We start from the raw sequence: 17,282 nt of genomic DNA on the forward strand, positions 1-17,282 counted from the left end.
GCTGACGCCACCGCCCCCCACCCGCCGTACGCTGCGGGTTCACGCATTGGTCTTGACCAATTTTCGGATATATGAAAATCATGACCGGAGTCGCCACAGGATCTTCATAACTGCTTCGCAGGAGAGCCACGCACCATGCGCATACCCACAACTGCCGCGATCGCGGCGCTCGGCGGTGCCCTCGTACTCGGGCTCACCGCCGTTCCGGCCGCCCAGGCCGCCCCCGCCGCATCGGCGGACTGCACCACCGACGCCTTCGGAATCGCCGGTAAGTACGGAGAATTCGTCCTCGGGGACGACACCCACTCCCCCGACGCCGAGGGTGCCGTGGCGGTCGGCGGCAACGCCGACTTCCGCGGGGGCTTCAGCGTTGCCAACGAGCTGTCGGCCGCCGAGGTCGACGCGCTGCCCGGCCGCGCCTCGCTCGTCGTCCGGGGCGACCTGGTCAACGGGGGCTCGGCCACGGTCGTGATGAAGGGGAACGCCGTCGTCGGCGGCGCGGTCAAGGACCGCAAGGTCGAGATGCACAACGGCACGTTCAGTCAGAAGACCGACCTCATCGACTTCGAGGCGGAGTTCACCAAGCTGCGTGCGTACTCCTCGGCACTGGCCGGGGAGTCCGCGACGGCCGGCGCCCAGGTGAAGCTGGACGGCCCGAAGCTGACGCTGGAGGGCGGCGACAGCGCCCGCAACGTCTTCTCGGTGCCGGCGGACCAACTGGAGAAGGCCAAGGAGGTCTTCATCAAGGTCCCGGCGGGTGCGACGACGATCGTCAACGTCAGCGGCCAGGAGTACGACATGGCCGGTGCCCGGACGACCGGCTTCTTCCTGTCGGGCGGCCAGGACTTCGTGCTGGACGACAAGCTCCAGAGCGCGTCGGACGGCAAAGTCCGGGCCAAGCTGCTGTGGAACTTCCCCGAGGCCACCAAGGTGACGAAGAACAGCCAGGCCGCGTGGCCGGGCAGCGTGCTCGCGCCGAAGGCCCACCTGGAGCTGGGGACCGCCGCGCCGGTCAACGGCTCGGTGTGGGTGGCGTCGCTGCACGGTTCGGGCGGGGCGGAGACGCACCACTTCCCGTTCACGGGCTGCCTCCCGGAGGTTCCGGGTACGGAGACTCCGTCGCCCAGCGAGACCCCGGGCGAGGGCACGGAGACGACGCCTCCGGCGACGGCCACCCCGTCCGCCTCGGTGACCCCGCCGTCCGAGAGCGCCACCCCGACGGACGGACCGTCCGAGGGCCCGTCCGAGTCGGCCACCCCCGGCGCCCCGGCCCCGTCCGACAGCCCGGCTGCCGGTGGCGACCTGGCCTCGACCGGCAGCAGCGGGACCATCCCGCTGGTCATCGGCGGCGCCGCGGTCCTCGCGGCCGGCGCCGGCCTGGTCGTGCTGGCCCGCCGCCGCAAGGCCCAGGCCTGACGCGGCACATGACCGCTGAGTGAGGGGCGGTGCGCCACGCGCGCACCGCCCCTCACACGTTCCGGTGCCCGCAGCGGAGCTTCGTCGGGTCCCGCGTCACGCGGCACGGTCTCGAAGAACTCGCTGTCCGGCGTCCCGCTTCCTCAGGCTCGGTCGGTGAAGGGGGCGATATCGTGGTTCTCAGTACCGGAGGACACTCCGTGCCAGCCCCCGTTCCCCGTGGAAAACCAGAAGTGACGTGCCACAGACGAAGAGGACAACAGCGACGCAAAAGGCGTCGGCGTCGTTCTGCGGTGCGAAGATCCACGCCCACGCACCGGCTCCCGTGCCCTGTCGGCCGAGGAAGAGGGCGGCTCCGGTGAGCACCGTCGTCGGTACCCAACTCGCCTCCTGCCCGAAAACGGTCACCGACAGGGCTACGACCCCGGTCAGCCCCAGGAGATTACGGAATGCGGCCCACTCACCCTGCCCAAGTGCTTCGGGGGACTGGCTGCCCGGAGTGAGGAGCAGAAGGCCGACCGCCGCCGGGGCCAGGAGAGCCAGCAGCAGCAGAAGGCGAGCGAGCGGAACACGGCGGGTCCCCGCACGGTCCATATGACTGACGTCCGCGTAACAGGACAGCCCGACCACACATGCCATGACGGCGGGGATCAGCAGCGCGTACGGAATCGTCACAGGCTCCGACAGGCCGGCTCGCACCTCATGGGCCCCTACGACGGCGTTCAACACCGTGAGCAGCAGAATGGCCGCAAGCGAAGGTGCGCCCCGGTACGCGCGAGCGAACAACAGCCAGAATCGCAACGCGTTCAGTGTCAGCTCCGCGTGAAGTCGGACGAATCGAGTGAGCACTCACGGAACTGCGTGAAGTGTGCGTTCAGCCAGGCCCGCGATTCTTCCGGAGAGAGAGCGCGGAGATGGTCCGAAGCGTATGCGGACCGGCTGCTCTCCGGAACCACTTCGTCGGCCATCCAGGACGCGACTGACTCCGTCAGCAGGTAGGCATCCTCGTCGGCGTCCATACAGGCGTCCTGGTCGACCAGTTCCTGAAGGAACTCGGAGCGGACTTCGCCGAGCCACCCCGGCCCCAGATTGTCCATGTGGATGGCGTGAGCTCCTGGAGACGCGGCTCCGCCGACCCCTCTCGGACGCTGTTCGAGCCTCGTGATCTCCCCCGGCGTTCCATCGAGTTTCCCGCTGATCTCCGCAAAACTCTCATCGAGTTCGGGAAGGGCGGCACGGAAGGTCGGATTGACGCACACGGTGACCGTTCCCTGCCGACAGGCGTAGGTGAAATCCGGCTCACCCGGCTCGAAGTACACGCCGCGCAGTTGCCAGGTCACGTATCCACCGGTCACGGCGAGCGCCGCAGACATCGCGACGCAGGCCAGAAGGGCACGGCTTCGCGATACGGCGGCGAAACAGAGGCTGGTCACCAAGGCGACCAGGGCGAGAAGCCACAGGAGTTGACGCCAGTAGAGACCTGGCTGCCACGCCGAGAACGGGTCCGGTTCGTCGATGAGGACCGGGAAGAGCACGTACCAGGAGGAGCCGTATCCGTTGGAGCCGTACAACGTGATCACGAACGCACCGATTGCCACGAGTGGGGGGACGATCCTCCCGTGCCAGCAGCGGCCTACGGCGTAGCCGGCCACGGCATGCAGGCAGAGCCCCATGGCGCCCGCCAGTGCGGCGGAGAGGCTGAACCTCCCCGTCGCGCCCATGAACGACGTACGCAGGGCCACGGTCAGCAGCACAACGGCGTAGGAGAGGGCCGCCCAGGCCAGGACCGCGATCAGCTCGGCGGCCGGGTAGAGCCAGTCGGCACGCGGGGACAGAGCCCTGAGGTAGGCCAGCCCTCTTCTCTTCTCGCGTGCGCCGAGCCATGTGGCCATGCCCGCGACGAGGGGGCCGGTGATGACGACCGAGGCGTTCGCCGACGTGATGGTGCTGGGCCAGTAGGCGACACCGGGGCGGAGTGTGTGCCAGGCGATCGCCACTCCGACGCAGACCAGGACGGGCACGAACCACAGGAAGCCCGAGCGGGCCAACTCGATCCGCACAGGGGTCAGGAACGAGCGCGGTGAGGAATCGGGCAGTGCCGACGGCAGGTCGCCCGGCCCGTACGCGTCCGATGACTGCTCCGCAAGAGATGTCCGGTCGGTCATGCGGCCGTGACCACCCTGTCGTACCCGCGCTCCAGCTCGGACTGCGTCGAACGGGCCCCGCTGCCGCCGCTGTCTTCGACGGGACCTCTTCCCCGCGCGGAAAGCTCTTCGACGGATCCATCGAAGGCGATCGTCCCCTTGTTCAGGACCAGGACGCGGTCGCAGGACACGGAGACGTCTTCGGTCAGATGGGTACTCAGAAGCACGGAGGTCCGGCCGGAAATTCGAATAATGAGCTCTCGGAATTGAGTGCGCTGTTGCGGATCGAGCCCGACAGTCGGCTCGTCAAGGATCAGGAAGGATGGGTTGTGCACCATGGCCGAAGCGATTCCGGCGCGGCGGAGCATGCCACCCGAGAGCGATTTGAGGGGCTGCCGTGCGCATTCTGACAGATCGACGGCTCCCACCGCCTCGGTGGCCGCTGCTGAAATTTCGTGGTGCGCGATTCCTTTGCTCCAGGCTGCGTACTCGACGAAATCGATCACGCGAAAGTTGGGTGGGTACCCAAAATTCTGCGGTAGGAAGCCGATTCCCCGTCTGATGGCGTTGCGCGACCGGCGTTCCGCAGCGTCGGCACCCAGCACCGAGAGCATGCCGGCAGAAGGGGGCAGCAAGGTGGACAGTGTCTCAAGGAGCGTGGTCTTTCCCGCGCCGTTCGGGCCCAGAAGCCCTGTCACGCCAACGCCGACCGTGAAGCTGATCCCGTGAAGGATCCGCCGTGCTCCGCGGCGTTGTTCCAGCCCACGCACTTCCACCACGGCCATGAAGCCGCCCCCATCCGCCTAGCTGTCCGTCCGGTTCACACTCAGCCGCAGGACTTTATGTCCTTGGGGCTGGTGTCGTGGTGCGAGTCGTTCTGAGTGAAGTAGCCCCGGGCGTAATACCCACGCTTGTTGCCGCTGTCACACGTGGAGACCGTGGCGTTGTACGACTTCTTGGTACCGGAATCGGTGTTCTTGGCCGTGAGCGGATCAGGGAGAACAGCCTTGTTCCACTTGATCTCCACGACCAGCGCCCGCGTCTTCGAGGTCGTGCAAGTCGAGGTCGCCTTACCCTTGAGGAGCCCGTTCGTGCTGGTGAGACTGGCCTTCGGCGCCTCACAGCCGTCCGGCACCGCCCAGGCCGGCGCTGCGGCCACTGCGACACCCGCTCCTGCGGAAATCACCAGAGCGGCCCCCCACGAGGCTACCTTTTTGCTGATCATGTCTGATTCCCCTCCCGAACGCCTAACGCGTCAACTGCGAATACACGCAGCACTCACCCGAATTGGTGACCGTGCGTCAAGATCACACTACGCATGGCAATTGCGCCAGGCAAATGTCTCCGCGCCAAAAAACTCGACACGTGATCACGGAATGACCGGAAGGATGGTTGAAGGAGGGGTGACTGTGCGATATAGCCGCACAGTGTCAGCTCTACGAACGGTTTTCGCTCTCATCGAACCTCGAAGAGGAACAATATATTCCCCCCGAACGCGCAGGCTGTGGAGCACGGGCCTGGACTGTCAGTGCCGGGGCCTAGGGTCACCGGCATGGCGACGCTTCCGAACTCCCTGCCGCACCTGGCCGCTTCGGGCCTGGGGCTGCCCTCCGGCACTCTGGTGGACACCACGGACGAAGGGGCCTGGCACGAACCGCTGCTGTGGCACGCGGACGAGACGGCCCGGCCCGGGGCGTGGCGGGCGCTGCGCGCCTCGGCCCGTCCGCTGGGCCTGCTCCCGGTGCTGGTGGACGGCGGGCGGCGCGGCCAGTGGCCGGCGGGGTGGGACCTCGCCCCCGCGAGGACGTCGTACCCCGGTGACCACGACGCGGAAGAGGTGCTCCGGGGCTTCTGGGAGGACAACGCCGGGGACGAACTCGGCACCGTGGACGCGAAGTGGCCCGGCCTGGCCCCGGTCCCGGTCCCGGAGGACGGTGCCTCCGACGACCCGGACGTCCTGGCCGCCGAGATCGCCGACATGTTCACCGAGAGCCCCGAGGGGTCCCGGTTCCGCATGGGGCTGGTCCCCGCGCGGCGGAGCGCCGACATACCGGCCGCGATCGGCTGGCAGGGCCCGCTGAACCACGAGAACGACGTGGCGCGGCTGTGCGCGGTGCTGCGCTCGTGGGAGGACCGCTACGACATCCGGGTGCTGATCATCGGGTTCGACACCCTGGTCGTCTCGGTCGGCCGGCCCCCCACCACCCTGGAGGAGGCACGGGCCCTCGCCGATGAGCACTTCGCGTTCTGTCCGGACACCATCGAGCAGAACCCGCCCTACGGTCTCGGCCTGTACGCCGAGCGCAACCTCCTCTCCCAGTCCACGTGGGGCTTCTGGTGGGACTGAGTACGGGCGCTCATGTGCCGAGGCGGCGGGCGGCGTTGACTCGTCCGCATGCCGAACGACCTGACCGGTTCCCGCGCCCCGCACAGTTGGGTGGCGCCCCTGCTCTCCACGCTCGTCACCCTGCCGGCGTCCGGCTTCGCCCTGCTCTACGGCGGGCTGTCACCCATGGCCTGCGACTCCTGCGACGGGCCCCAGGCCGACCGCTTCACCGACTCGTTCGACGCGGCCTGGGCCGTTCTCTGCACCGGTCTCGTGCTGTCCCTGGCCGTGCTGGTGGCGAGCTGGGTCCTGCCCTGGCGACAGCGGCACCTCCCCGCCCGGATCCTCCTGTCGGTGGCCGCTCCCGGCACGGTCCTCGTCGCGTTCATCGCCTTCATGGCCCTGGTCGACTGGCCCTGACCCCGTGCCCTCGGGCAGCCGGGACGCGGGCGGCGCCACATCCGTTTCGTACAAGACCTCGCCCGCCGGGCCCGATAGCGTCGCCGCCATGAACACGCCCGACTCGCCTTCCCGGCACCTCAGCGTCCACATCGACCGCACCGCCGACGACGTCTACGCCTACGCGTCGGCCCCGGCCCACCTGCCCGAGTGGGCCGCGGGCCTGAGCAGTTCCGTCGAGGAGGTCGACGGACAGTGGGTCGCTGACTCCCCCATGGGGCGCGTGGTGGTCACCTTCGCCCCGAAGAACGCGTTCGGGGTGCTGGACCACGACGTCACGCTGCCCTCGGGCGAGAGGGTGCACAACCCGGTGCGGGTCATCGCCCACACCACCGGATGCGAGGTCGTCTTCACCCTGCGCCGAAGGCCGGGGATGAGCGACGACGACTTCCGCCGCGACGCCGAAGCCGTCACCGCCGACCTCGCGGCGCTCAAGCGCGTCCTGGAAAGCGACTGATCCCGCCTCACCCCAGCCTCACACGGTCACTGTCACCGTCCGACAGGAACAGCGCCAGCTCCCCGCCCTCCTCCAGCACGGCGGCACGTTCGGCCCGGCTGAATCCGCGCAGCGGAGCGACGTCCACCGTCCCCGCGTCCACGGTCCAGGTCGCGCCGACCCGGCCGTCGACCAGCACCATGCGCGCGCCCTCCACCGACAGGCCCCGGTGCGCGTCGTCGATGATCCGGGAACGGTCCTGGTAGCCGAGGACCGCGTTGTCGAAGGCAGGCAGGAAACGCACCGGCGCCGGTGTGTCCGGGTCCGGGCGCGGTGCGTCGGGCAGGTCGAGCAGTTCCCGGCCGCGCCCGTCCCGGAAGGAGACCAGCCGGTCCCGGACCGCCTTCACCGCGGCGGGCAGTCCGGCGAGCCCGCACCAGGCCCGCAGGTCGGCCGAGGCCGCGGGGCCGTACGCCGCCAGATAGCGGAGCACCAGGGCCTCCCCCGCCGCGTCGGCCCCCGGCGGGCCGGGCGGATCCGGCTCACGGCCCACCCAGTGGGCGAGCGGCCGGTTGCGCACCCCCGCCCTCACCCGCCACAGCCCGCGCGGCGGCACCTGGACCATCGGGACCAGGGCGGCGACCGCCATCTCCCCCAGCGCCCGGCGGCCCGGTTCGGGCCAGCGGTCGGCGAGCGCGCCCGCGATCTCGGTCATCGTGCGGGGTTCGCCGTCCGCCACCAGGGCGCGGACCGCCGCCGCGAGCGCGTCGAGGTCCACCCCCTCCAGCTCACGCCGGTAGACCCCCAGCACGCGCTGCCGCAGCATCGCGTCGTGACGGGACCGCCAGGCCAGGGCGTCGTCGGCGGTGACGAGGTGGACGGTGCGGCGCATCAGATGGGTGCGCACGACGCGCCGCCCGGTGAGCAGGCCGTCCAGATCCGCCGGTGCGAAGCCGCGCAGCCGGGACCAGAGCCCGGTGAAGGGCTCCTGCGGCTCCTGCGCCTGGAGACCGCACAGGTGCGCGACGGCGTCCAGGGGAGGGAGTTCCGCGCGGTCGAGGAGCAACTGCCGGGCGAGCGCGGCCCGGTTGAGCGCCCGCGTGTCCAGGGTGGTCACCCGGCGTACCCGCTCGCCACGTCCAGGACCCAGACCACGCCGTACCGGTCCTTGAGCATGCCGTAGAGCGGGGCCCACGCGGAGGGCCCCAGCGGCTGGACGACGCTCGCCCCCGCCGAGAGCCCCTCCCAGTACGCCGTCACCTCCGCCGCGTCCTCGCCGCGCACGGAGACGAAGAAGGAGTTCTCGCCCCGGTCGTACGGCAGCCGCGCGGGCACGTCGTAGGCCATGACGCGGAAACCGTTCTCCGCCGCCACCTGGCCCCACATCACCTGGTCCGCCTCGTCGGGACCACCGGTGGCCCCGGCGTCCTTGTAGGTGACGACGGCGAGGTCGCCGCCGAACACCGAGTGGTAGAAGTCGAGCGCGGCGCGCGCCTCGCCCCGGAAGTTCAGATGGGTCGTGGTCGTGACGGACATGTGGTGGCTCCTTGCCCCGGTCGCGGTCCAGCGGTCGCCGGTCCCTCGGTCGCAGGCCACGCGGTCGCGTCCTGCGGTGCGCCCCACACTCGCAGGGGTAGCGGTCAGGGTGTGGCCGCTACCGGGGGCAGCATGGAGGCATGCCGAAGACCTCAGCCCGACTGCTCGCGCTGCTGTCCCTGCTCCAGGTCCGCCGGGACTGGCCGGGGGCGCTGCTGGCGGAGCGGCTGGACGTCAGCCCCCGCACGGTACGCCGTGACGTGGACCGCCTGCGCGAACTGGGCTACCCGGTCGCGGCCTCCAAGGGGCCGGAGGGCGGATACCGGCTGAAGGCGGGCGCCGAGCTGCCCCCGCTGCTCTTCGACGACGAACAGGCCGTCGCGCTCGCCCTCGCGCTCCAGGCCGTCCCGGCCACCGGCGCCGGGGTCGAGGAGGCCGCGGCCCGCGCGCTGACGACCATCCGGCAGGTCATGCCCGCACGGCTGCGCCACCGGGTCGACGCCCTCCAGGTCACGGCGGTCTCCACGGACGCGACCGGCCGGGGCCCACGGGTCGGCAGCCGGACCCTCATGGCGATCGGCGCCGCCGTCCACGCCCGCGAGGTGCTGCGCTTCGACCACACCGGAAGCGACACACCCCGCCGCGCGGAGCCCCACCACCTCGTCGCCTACGCGGGCCGCTGGTACCTGGTCGCCTGGGACCTCGACCGCGAGGACTGGCGCACCTTCCGCGCCGACCGGATCACCCCGCGCGTCCCCACCGGCCCCCGTTTCGTCCCGCGCGAGGTACCGGGCGGGGACGTCGCGTCCTTCGTGGCCGGCCGGTTCCGGGGCGCCGAGGCCCCCGGGGACTGGCCCTGCCGCGGCGAGGTGGTCCTCCACGCGCCCGCCACGGCCGTGGCCCCCTACGTCCGGGACGGGCTCGTCGAGGAACTCGGACCCGACCGCTGCCGCCTCCTCCTGGGCTCCTGGTCCTGGACCGCCCTGGCCGCCGGACTCGGCAGGTTCGACGCCGACATCGAGGCCGTCGGACCGGACGAACTGCGGGACGCCTTCACCCGGCTGGCCCGGCGGTACGCCGACGCGGCGACGGCCCACCGGCCCCCGGCGCCCGGACCGTGAACGCCGGCCCCCGGCACCCGGACCGTGAAGCGACGGCGAGCGGCGCCGGGCTCGCCCCCGCCCCCGCAAGGGCCCCCGGATCAGCCCCGCGCGGTCAGCCGCTGCGCGACCTCCGTCGCCCAGTACGTCAGGATCATCTGCGCGCCCGCGCGCCGGATGCCCAGCAGGCTCTCCATGATCGCCGCGTCCCGGTCGATCCAGCCCTTCTCCGCGGCGGCCTCGATCATCGCGTACTCGCCGCTGATCTGGTACGCCGCCACCGGCACGTCCACCGCGTCCGCGACCTTGGCCAGGATGTCCAGGTACGGGCCGGCCGGCTTGACCATGACCATGTCGGCGCCCTCCTCCAGGTCGAGCGCCAGCTCGCGCAGCGACTCGCGGATGTTCGCCGGGTCCTGCTGGTACGTCTTGCGGTCGCCCCGCAGCGAGGAGCCGACCGCCTCACGGAACGGGCCGTAGAAGGCGGAGGAGTACTTCGCGGTGTACGCGAGGATCGACACGTCCTCGTGCCCCGTCTGGTCCAGCGCGTCGCGGACCACCCCGACCTGGCCGTCCATCATCCCGCTGGGGCCCACCACATGGGCGCCCGCGTCGGCCTGGACCTGGGCCATCTCGGCGTACCGCTCCAGGGTGGCGTCGTTGTCCACACGGCCGTCCCCGGTGAGCACCCCGCAGTGGCCGTGGTCGGTGTACTCGTCCAGGCACAGGTCGGACATGACCACCAGGTCGTCGCCCACCTCTTCCCGGACCGCGCGCAGACCGACCTGGAGGATGCCGTCCGGATCGGTGCCCGCCGTACCGCGGGCGTCCTTCTTCTCGTCCAGCGGGACCCCGAAGAGCATGATCCCGGAGACCCCGGCCGCGACCGCGTCGACCGCGGCCTTCCGCAGGGTGTCCACGGTGTGCTGCCGCACGCCCGGCATGGCCGAGATGTCGACCGGGGCGTCGATGCCCTCCCGCACGAACGCGGGCAGGATCAGGTTCGCGGGGTCGAGCCGGGTCTCGGCGACCATGCGCCGCATGACGGGGGTCGTCCGCAGCCGCCGGGGGCGGGAGCCGGGGAAGTTTCCGTACACAGTCATCCTTCGAGGTTAGACCCGTACACATCACCGGCTTACCGACAGCCGGCCCGGAAAAAGGGGGAGGCCCGGCCGCTCCACCAGGAAGCGACCGGGCCCCGCGCACGCCGCACCGACCGTCAGGTCGTCGTCCGGCGCCGTCTCGCACCCGGGCGGCGCTCGCTCGGACGCGTCACCGGGTCACCGGCCTCCTTCGCCGCGTCCCGGCGCTGCGCGCCGAAGTCCGCCAGCGCCTGGGCCAGCCGGTGGACCGACGGCTCCGGGGACAGGACGTCCACCCGCAGGCCGTGCTCCTCCGCCGTCTTGGCCGTCGCCGGGCCGATGCACGCGATCACCGTCACGTTGTGCGGCTTGCCCGCGATGCCGACCAGGTTGCGCACGGTCGAGGACGAGGTGAACAGCACCGCGTCGAACCCGCCGCCCTTGATCGCCTCACGGGTCTCGGCCGGCGGCGGCGAGGCGCGCACCGTGCGGTACGCGGTCACGTCGTCGACCTCCCAGCCCAGCTCGATCAGCCCGGCCACCAGGGTCTCCGTGGCGATGTCCGCACGCGGCAGGAACACCCGGTCGATCGGGTCGAAGACCGGATCGTACGGCGGCCAGTCGTCCAGCAGACCGGCGGCCGACTGCTCCCCGGACGGCACCAGGTCCGGCTTCACCCCGAAGTCGATCAGCGCGGTGGCGGTCTGCTCACCGACGGCCGCGACCTTGATCCCGGCGAAGGCGCGGGCGTCGAGCCCGTACTCCTCGAACTTCTCCCGCACGGCCTTGACCGCGTTGACCGAGGTGAAGGCGATCCACTCGTACCGGCCCGTCACCAGCCCCTTGACCGCGCGCTCCATCTGCTGGGGCGTCCGCGGCGGCTCGACGGCGATCGTCGGGACCTCGTGCGGCACCGCACCGTACGAGCGCAGCTGGTCGGAGAGCGACGCCGCCTGCTCCTTCGTACGCGGCACGAGCACCTTCCAGCCGAACAGCGGCTTCGACTCGAACCACGACAGCTGGTCACGCTGGGCGGCGGAGCTGCGCTCCCCGACCACGGCTATCACCGGCCGGTGCCCCTCCGGGGACGGGAGGACCTTGGCCTGCTTCAGCACCTGGCCGATCGTCCCGAGCGTGGCCGTCCAGGTGCGCTGGCGCGTCGTCGTCCCGGCCACGGTCACCGTCATCGGGGTGTCCGGCTTGCGGCCCGCCGACACCAGCTCCCCGGCGGCCGCGGCCACCGAGTCCAGCGACGTCGACACCACGGCCGTCGCGTCGCTCGCGCCGACCTCGGACCAGCAACGGTCCGAGGCGGTACGGGCGTCCACGAAGCGCACGTCGGCGCCCTGGGCGTCCCGCAGCGGCACACCGGCGTACGCGGGCACCCCCACGGCGTTCGCCACACCGGGCACCACCTCGAAGGGGACACCCGCGGCGGCGCAGGCGAGCATCTCCGCGCCCGCGTCGCCGTCCATGCCGGGGTCGCCGCTGACGGCACGGACGACCCGCCTGCCGCCCTTCACGCCCTCCATGACAAGATTGACCGCATCCCTGAGAACGGGTACCCCGGCGGCTGTTGACGAGGTGTCAACTACCGTCATCTCAGGCGTGCTCACTCCCGCCCGGGCATGGCCGCGAACGACGTCGAGCACGTCCGGCTCGGCGACAAGGACGTCCGCGCTCGCGAGCGCCTCGACAGCGCGCAGAGTCAGCAGTCCCGGGTCGCCGGGACCGGCGCCGAGGAAGGTGACGTGCCCTGAGGACAGGACAGGGAAGTCGGATACGACGGGGCCGGTGGGGCTCAAAGTGCTCGCTCCCCCATAAGACCGGCCGCACCCTTGGCGAGCATCCCGGCCGCGAGTTCGCGTCCGAAGGCCGCCGCGTCGTCGGGCGACGTGGGAGCGGAACCGGTGATGGACAGCTGCACCAGGGAAGCGCCGTCGGTGGAACCGACGACACCGCGCAGGCGCAGTTCGTTGACAGTCTGGCCGTCGCCCTGGAGGTCGGCCAGCGCACCCACGGGTGCGGAACAGCCGGCCCCCAGGGCGGCGAGCAGGGCGCGCTCGGCGGTCACGGCGGCCCGGGTGTGCGGGTCGTCGAGCTCGGCGAGTGCGGCGGCGAGCTCGGTGCTGCCTTGAGCACACTCGATCGCCAGTGCTCCCTGACCGGGAGCGGGCAGGATGGTGTCGGTCGACAGGAAGTCGGTCACCTCACCGGTCCGGCCCAGACGGCTGAGACCGGCCGCGGCGAGTACCACCGCGTCCAGCTCTCCGCTCCGTACGAAATTGATACGCGTGTCGACGTTGCCACGGATCGCCACGGTCTCTATGTCGAGGCCGTGCGCGCGGGCGTACGCGTTGAGCTGCGCCATCCGGCGCGGCGACCCGGTGCCGATGCGGGCACCGGACGGCAGCTGCGCGAACGTCAGCCCGTCCCGCGCCACCAGGGCGTCACGGGGGTCCTCGCGCTCCGGCACGGCGGCCAGCACCAGGGCGTCCGGCTGGGCGGTCGGCAGGTCCTTCAGCGAGTGGACGGCGAAGTCCACCTCGCCGCGCGCCAGCGCCTCGCGCAGGGCGGCGACGAACACACCGGTCCCGCCGATCTGTGCCAGGTGCTCGCGGGAGACGTCTCCGTACGTGGTGATCTCGACGAGCTCGACGGCACGCCCGGTCACCTCACGGACCGCATCAGCGACCATGCCGGACTGCGCCATGGCGAGCTTGCTGCGCCGGGTGCCGAGCCGCAGCGGCTTGGTGGTGTCCCCGCCCAGGGGTGAGTAGTCGGTCATGACCGCCCTCGATTCGGGTCGTTCAGGTCTGCCCGGGAGACGGCGGCCACCGTCTGCGGGTCGAGGTCGAAGAGTTCACGCAGCGCGTCGGCGTACCCGGCGCCGCCGGGCTCGCTGGCGAGCTGCTTGACCCGCACGGTGGGCGCGTGCAGGAGCTTGTCGACGACGCGGCGCACGGTCTGCGTGATCTCGGCGCGCTGTTTCTCGTCCAGGTCGGGGAGGCGTCCGTCCAGCCGTGCGATCTCGCCGGCCACCACGTCGGCGGCCATCGTGCGCAGGGCGACGACGGTCGGCGTGATGTGGGCGGCGCGCTGGGCGGCACCGAAGGCGGCGACCTCGTCGGCGACGATGGTGCGCACCAGGTCCACGTCGGCGGCCATCGGCGCGTCGGCGGACGCCTCGGCGAGCGACTCGATGTCGACCAGGCGCACCCCCTCGACGCGGTGGGCGGCACCGTCGATGTCACGCGGCATGGCCAGGTCGAGCAGGTGCATCCGGGCAGGCGCGGCGTCGGCCACCGCACGCACCGGTACCCGGCGCACGGCACGGTCCTGCGCGGCGTCGGTGGCGGAGCCGTTCTCCACCCAGGCGGCGTGCTGGTCGAGCGCCTCCACCGGTGCGGTGGACGCGGGCGCCCCGGGGGCCTTCTCCGCGACGTCGAATTCCACACCCAGCGCCTTGGCGACGGCCTCGGCGCTCAGGACGAGCCCGGTGGCACCGGTGCACGAGACGACGACGTCTGCACGTGTCAGTTCGTCGGGCACGGCCGCCATCGGCACGGCGCGCGCGGCGCTCCGGCCGCCCTGTCCGAGGATCTCGACGAGCCGGTCGGCGCGGGCCCTGGTCCGGTTGGCGACGACGACCTCGGCGACACCGGCCCGTACCAGGGTCGCGGCGGCGAGTGAGGACATCGAGCCCGCCCCGATCACCAGGGCACGCTTGCCCGCGGCCCACTCGGTGACCTCGGCGCCGTCCGCGAGCTGTTCCAGGCCGAAGGTGACGAGCGACTGCCCGGCCCGGTCGATCCCGGTCTCGCTGTGGGCGCGCTTGCCGACCCGCAGGGACTGCTGGAAGAGGTCGTTGAGCAGCCGCCCCGCGGTGTGCAGCTCCTGCCCCAGCGCGAGCGCGTCCTTGATCTGGCCGAGGATCTGGCCCTCGCCGACGACCATCGAGTCCAGCCCGCACGCCACCGAGAAGAGGTGGTGGACGGCCCGGTCCTCGTAGTGCACGTAGAGGTACGGCGTGAGCTCGTCCAGACCGACGCCGCTGTGCTGGGCGAGCAGTGTGGACAGTTCGGCCACACCGGCGTGGAACTTGTCCACGTCGGCGTACAGCTCGATGCGGTTGCAGGTGGCCAGGACGGCCGCCTCGGTGGCGGGTTCGGCGGCGAGGGTGTCCTGCAGCAGCTTCGTGCGGGCGTCGGCCTCCAGCGCGGCCCGCTCCAGGACGGAGACGGGGGCACTGCGGTGGCTCAGCCCTACGACCAGGAGGCTCATGCCGGCATCACGGCGGGCATGTCCCCGTCGGGTCCCTTCCGGCTCGTGGGGGTCGCGCGCACGGGCGGCGCCTGCTCGGCGTCGGACGCGGGGCCGTCGGCGGACGCGTCCTCCCCGGCCTTGCGCTGCTCGTGGAAGGCGAGGATCTGCAGCTCGATCGAGAGGTCGACCTTGCGCACGTCGACGCCGTCGGGCACGGAGAGCACCGTCGGCGCGAAGTTCAGGATGGAGGTCACACCCGCGGCGACGAGCCGGTCACAGACCTGCTGGGCCGCGCCGGGCGGGGTGGTGATGACGCCGATCGACACACCGTTGTCACTGATGATGCGGTCGAGGTCGTCGGTGTGCTGGACGGGGATGCCCGCGACGGGCGTGCCCGCCATGGCCGGGTCCGCGTCGATCAGCGCGGCGACCCGGAAGCCACGGGAGGCGAACCCTCCGTAATTGGCCAGCGCCGCACCGAGGTTGCCGATGCCGACGATGGCGACCGGCCAGTCCTGGGTGAGCCCGAGTTCACGGGAGATCTGGTAGACGAGATACTCGACGTCGTACCCGACACCACGCGTGCCGTAGGAGCCCAGGTAGCTGAAGTCCTTGCGCAGCTTGGCGGAGTTGACCCCCGCCGCGGACGCGAGTTCCTCGGAGGAGACCGTGGGAACCGAGCGCTCGGAGAGCGCGGTGAGTGCGCGTAGATACAGCGGAAGCCGGGCGACGGTGGCCTCGGGAATTCCTCGGCTACGGGTCGCCGGTCGGTGAGTTCGGCCAGTTGCCACGGTGCTCCTGCGGGATGAGCGGGGCTGCAGGCGGCCGTATGTCCTATGACCGCCCCGTCGACAGCAGGCTATGTCTTTGTGAACGTGTGCACAAAGATAGTGTCCGTTTTGTCCGGTCAAAGTGACCGGGGTCACGCATATTCGCTGCGTGATCGCGGAACCGGGGACGGCATCGACCCGTTGCAGGTCCGACGAGGGCAAAGCGGTACACACTCCTCATGTCCATGCCCCCGAGAACACCCAAAACGCCCATGATGGTAGCCCGGTTCCACCGTCGAGGTGCCCCGGAAGGTCTCAAGGCGTGTTCCGCAAGCCCCTCCCGCCCGGCGACGCCCGGCACGCGCACGCTCACCGCGTGGTCGGGATCGCCCCGGTACGCCCGGTACCGGGACGGCCCTCCGCCTTGCGATCGCCCACGCCGGACGCCGCCGGGCCCGCCCTCCGGGCGGACGGCGCCACCTGCCGAAACACGCCCTAAGGGCTGTCCCGCAGCGCTGTGCGCAGTCTCACCGGATCCACGCGCCAGAACGTGTGCTGCTCGCCGTCGATCAGGACCACCGGGATCTGCTCCCAGTACTCCTTGTACAGCGCCTCGTCCCGGGTGATGTCCTTCTCCACCCAGGAGGCACCCGTCTCCTCGCACACCTCGCGCACCACCAGCCGCGCGTCGTCGCAGAGATGACAGTCCGGCTTGCCCACCAGGGTGACCACCCGGTCCTCGGGCTTCCTCTTCGCACGCCGCAACAGGGGACTCATGTCCCTATTCTGCGCCGGGCGCCGGCAACACCCCCGCACACGGTCAGCCGTTCGGCACCGCGGCCCGCAGAGTTCACACCGCCGCTTCCCACCGGGGCGGGAACGGGCGGGCCGAATGGCTATGCTCACGGCATGGCCGCACTTGGATGGCTCACACCCCGCAGGCGCTCCGCGACGGCACGCAGCGTGCTGGCAGGCGAGGCCGCAGCCGAGGCAGCACGGAAGTCGACCCTTCCCGCCGACGAGACACCCCTCCCCGACGAGGCCGCGGACCTGCTGACCGCGGAAGAGGCCGAACCCGCCTTCCCGGTGGCCGGGGACGACCGGGCCGCCGCCTTCTTCGACCTCGACAACACCGTGATGCAGGGCGCCGCGCTCTTCCACTTCGGACGGGGCCTGTACAAGCGGAAGTTCTTCCAGCGCCGCGAACTGACCAGGTTCGCCTGGCAGCAGGCGTGGTTCCGGCTGGCCGGCGTCGAGGACCCCGACCACATGCAGGACGCCCGCGACAGCGCCCTCTCCATCGTCAAGGGCCACCGCGTCGCCGAGCTGATGTCCATCGGCGAGGAGATCTACGACGAGTACATGGCCGACCGCATCTGGCCCGGCACACGCGCCCTCGCCCAGGCCCACCTCGACGCGGGCCAGAAGGTCTGGCTGGTCACCGCCGCCCCGGTGGAGACCGCCACGATCATCGCCCGCCGCCTCGGACTGACCGGCGCGCTGGGCACGGTCGCCGAGTCCGTCGACGGCGTCTACACCGGCCGCCTGGTGGGCGAACCGCTGCACGGCCCCGCCAAGGCCGAGGCGGTACGCGCCCTGGCGGCGGCGGAGGGCCTGGACCTGGAACGCTGCGCCGCCTACAGCGACTCGCACAACGACATCCCGATGCTGTCCCTGGTCGGCCACCCGTACGCGGTCAACCCGGACACCAAGCTGCGCAAGCACGCCCGTGCGCTGGACTGGCGGC

Annotated in this window: 18 protein-coding genes; 6 read left to right on the top strand and 12 right to left on the bottom strand. The window is 71.3% G+C overall.

All coding sequences use genetic code 11. The annotated features are described in order from the left end of the window. The first annotated feature begins 135 nt into the window (after positions 1–135). Positions 136–1,416, top strand: a complete 1,281-nt coding sequence (locus IH13_RS0116320; RefSeq protein ID WP_031085073.1) for a choice-of-anchor A family protein — start codon at positions 136–138, stop codon at positions 1,414–1,416. Positions 1,417–1,596: 180 nt separating this feature from the next. Here IH13_RS0116320 and IH13_RS0116325 read toward each other — a convergent pair whose 3' ends face one another. From IH13_RS0116325 to IH13_RS0116340, 4 genes are read right to left on the bottom strand one after another with little or no spacing between them, the layout of a single operon-like run. Then, positions 1,597–2,217 carry a hypothetical protein gene (locus IH13_RS0116325; protein WP_234433310.1) on the bottom strand — a complete coding sequence of 207 codons (621 nt, stop codon included), beginning with the start codon at positions 2,215–2,217 and terminating at the stop codon, positions 1,597–1,599. An 11-nt stretch (positions 2,218–2,228) separates the two neighbouring features. Then, the gene (locus IH13_RS0116330; RefSeq protein WP_031085077.1) at positions 2,229–3,581 is read right to left on the bottom strand and encodes an ABC transporter permease; all 1,353 of its coding nucleotides are present in this window, start codon (positions 3,579–3,581) and stop codon (positions 2,229–2,231) included. Beyond that, positions 3,578–4,345, bottom strand: a complete 768-nt coding sequence (locus tag IH13_RS0116335; protein ID WP_031085078.1) for an ATP-binding cassette domain-containing protein — start codon at positions 4,343–4,345, stop codon at positions 3,578–3,580. Before IH13_RS0116335 ends, IH13_RS0116330 begins: the two co-directional genes overlap by 4 nt. A gap of 41 nt (positions 4,346–4,386) precedes the next feature. After that, entirely contained in the window at positions 4,387–4,719 is a 333-nt protein-coding gene (locus tag IH13_RS0116340) for a hypothetical protein (RefSeq protein ID WP_234433311.1), read from the bottom strand. A 393-nt stretch (positions 4,720–5,112) separates the two neighbouring features. Between IH13_RS0116340 and IH13_RS0116345 the strand changes: the two genes are divergently transcribed. The 3 genes from IH13_RS0116345 to IH13_RS0116355 all read left to right on the top strand — a co-directional run bounded on the left by IH13_RS0116345 (position 5,113) and on the right by IH13_RS0116355 (position 6,802). Continuing rightward, entirely contained in the window at positions 5,113–5,907 is a 795-nt protein-coding gene (locus IH13_RS0116345) for a DUF4253 domain-containing protein (protein WP_031085083.1), read from the top strand. A gap of 48 nt (positions 5,908–5,955) precedes the next feature. Continuing rightward, complete coding sequence (locus IH13_RS0116350) at positions 5,956–6,306, top strand: hypothetical protein (RefSeq protein WP_031085084.1); 351 nt, start codon at positions 5,956–5,958, stop codon at positions 6,304–6,306. Positions 6,307–6,394: 88 nt separating this feature from the next. After that, positions 6,395–6,802 (top strand): SRPBCC family protein, encoded by a 408-nt coding sequence (locus tag IH13_RS0116355; RefSeq protein WP_031085087.1) that lies wholly within the window; start codon positions 6,395–6,397, stop codon positions 6,800–6,802. Between the two features lie 7 nt (positions 6,803–6,809). Here IH13_RS0116355 and IH13_RS0116360 read toward each other — a convergent pair whose 3' ends face one another. Together IH13_RS0116360 and IH13_RS0116365 are read right to left on the bottom strand one after the other, a co-directional pair. Next, the gene (locus tag IH13_RS0116360) at positions 6,810–7,898 is read right to left on the bottom strand and encodes a winged helix DNA-binding domain-containing protein (RefSeq protein ID WP_031085089.1); all 1,089 of its coding nucleotides are present in this window, start codon (positions 7,896–7,898) and stop codon (positions 6,810–6,812) included. Continuing rightward, on the bottom strand, positions 7,895–8,317 hold the full coding sequence (locus IH13_RS0116365; protein WP_031085091.1) for a VOC family protein: 423 nt from the start codon (positions 8,315–8,317) through the stop codon (positions 7,895–7,897). Before IH13_RS0116365 ends, IH13_RS0116360 begins: the two co-directional genes overlap by 4 nt. A gap of 140 nt (positions 8,318–8,457) precedes the next feature. Between IH13_RS0116365 and IH13_RS0116370 the strand changes: the two genes are divergently transcribed. Continuing rightward, complete coding sequence (locus IH13_RS0116370) at positions 8,458–9,438, top strand: helix-turn-helix transcriptional regulator (protein WP_031085093.1); 981 nt, start codon at positions 8,458–8,460, stop codon at positions 9,436–9,438. An 80-nt stretch (positions 9,439–9,518) separates the two neighbouring features. On the opposite strand, the gene hemB is transcribed toward IH13_RS0116370, so the two are convergent. The 6 genes from hemB to IH13_RS0116400 form a co-directional block, all read right to left on the bottom strand. Continuing rightward, positions 9,519–10,520 (bottom strand): porphobilinogen synthase, encoded by a 1,002-nt coding sequence (gene hemB, locus IH13_RS0116375; protein ID WP_031085095.1) that lies wholly within the window; start codon positions 10,518–10,520, stop codon positions 9,519–9,521. 116 nt (positions 10,521–10,636) lie between these two features. After that, complete coding sequence (locus IH13_RS0116380; protein ID WP_031085097.1) at positions 10,637–12,304, bottom strand: bifunctional uroporphyrinogen-III C-methyltransferase/uroporphyrinogen-III synthase; 1,668 nt, start codon at positions 12,302–12,304, stop codon at positions 10,637–10,639. After that, entirely contained in the window at positions 12,301–13,287 is a 987-nt protein-coding gene (hemC, locus tag IH13_RS0116385) for a hydroxymethylbilane synthase (protein WP_031085100.1), read from the bottom strand. Before hemC ends, IH13_RS0116380 begins: the two co-directional genes overlap by 4 nt. After that, positions 13,284–14,783: a glutamyl-tRNA reductase gene (locus tag IH13_RS0116390; protein ID WP_031085102.1), complete on the bottom strand. Its 1,500-nt coding sequence runs from the start codon at positions 14,781–14,783 to the stop codon at positions 13,284–13,286. The genes hemC and IH13_RS0116390 overlap by 4 nt, the downstream gene beginning before the upstream one ends. Further along, complete coding sequence (locus tag IH13_RS0116395; protein ID WP_031085103.1) at positions 14,780–15,556, bottom strand: redox-sensing transcriptional repressor Rex; 777 nt, start codon at positions 15,554–15,556, stop codon at positions 14,780–14,782. Before IH13_RS0116395 ends, IH13_RS0116390 begins: the two co-directional genes overlap by 4 nt. A gap of 474 nt (positions 15,557–16,030) precedes the next feature. Beyond that, entirely contained in the window at positions 16,031–16,312 is a 282-nt protein-coding gene (locus tag IH13_RS0116400) for a glutaredoxin family protein (protein WP_031085104.1), read from the bottom strand. A gap of 132 nt (positions 16,313–16,444) precedes the next feature. On the opposite strand from IH13_RS0116400, the gene IH13_RS37645 reads away from it, so the two are divergent. Then, positions 16,445–17,282 (top strand): HAD family hydrolase (locus IH13_RS37645; RefSeq protein ID WP_031085105.1); only part of this gene is annotated, 838 nt, incomplete at its 3' end.

The organism is Streptomyces sp. NRRL WC-3549 (assembly GCF_000721935.1).
Classification (GTDB): Bacteria; Actinomycetota; Actinomycetes; order Streptomycetales; family Streptomycetaceae; genus Streptomyces.

Coding starts and splice junctions, on each gene's coding strand:
- IH13_RS0116335 (WP_031085078.1), bottom strand. CDS start 4,345: ATGGCCGTGGTGGAAGTGCGTGGGCTGGAACAACGCCGCGGAGCACGG.
- IH13_RS0116370 (WP_031085093.1), top strand. CDS start 8,458: ATGCCGAAGACCTCAGCCCGACTGCTCGCGCTGCTGTCCCTGCTCCAG.
- IH13_RS0116345 (WP_031085083.1), top strand. CDS start 5,113: ATGGCGACGCTTCCGAACTCCCTGCCGCACCTGGCCGCTTCGGGCCTG.
- IH13_RS0116390 (WP_031085102.1), bottom strand. CDS start 14,783: ATGAGCCTCCTGGTCGTAGGGCTGAGCCACCGCAGTGCCCCCGTCTCC.
- IH13_RS0116400 (WP_031085104.1), bottom strand. CDS start 16,312: ATGAGTCCCCTGTTGCGGCGTGCGAAGAGGAAGCCCGAGGACCGGGTG.
- IH13_RS0116365 (WP_031085091.1), bottom strand. CDS start 8,317: ATGTCCGTCACGACCACGACCCATCTGAACTTCCGGGGCGAGGCGCGC.
- IH13_RS0116355 (WP_031085087.1), top strand. CDS start 6,395: ATGAACACGCCCGACTCGCCTTCCCGGCACCTCAGCGTCCACATCGAC.
- IH13_RS0116320 (WP_031085073.1), top strand. CDS start 136: ATGCGCATACCCACAACTGCCGCGATCGCGGCGCTCGGCGGTGCCCTC.
- IH13_RS0116330 (WP_031085077.1), bottom strand. CDS start 3,581: ATGACCGACCGGACATCTCTTGCGGAGCAGTCATCGGACGCGTACGGG.
- hemC (WP_031085100.1), bottom strand. CDS start 13,287: ATGACCGACTACTCACCCCTGGGCGGGGACACCACCAAGCCGCTGCGG.
- IH13_RS0116350 (WP_031085084.1), top strand. CDS start 5,956: ATGCCGAACGACCTGACCGGTTCCCGCGCCCCGCACAGTTGGGTGGCG.
- hemB (WP_031085095.1), bottom strand. CDS start 10,520: ATGACTGTGTACGGAAACTTCCCCGGCTCCCGCCCCCGGCGGCTGCGG.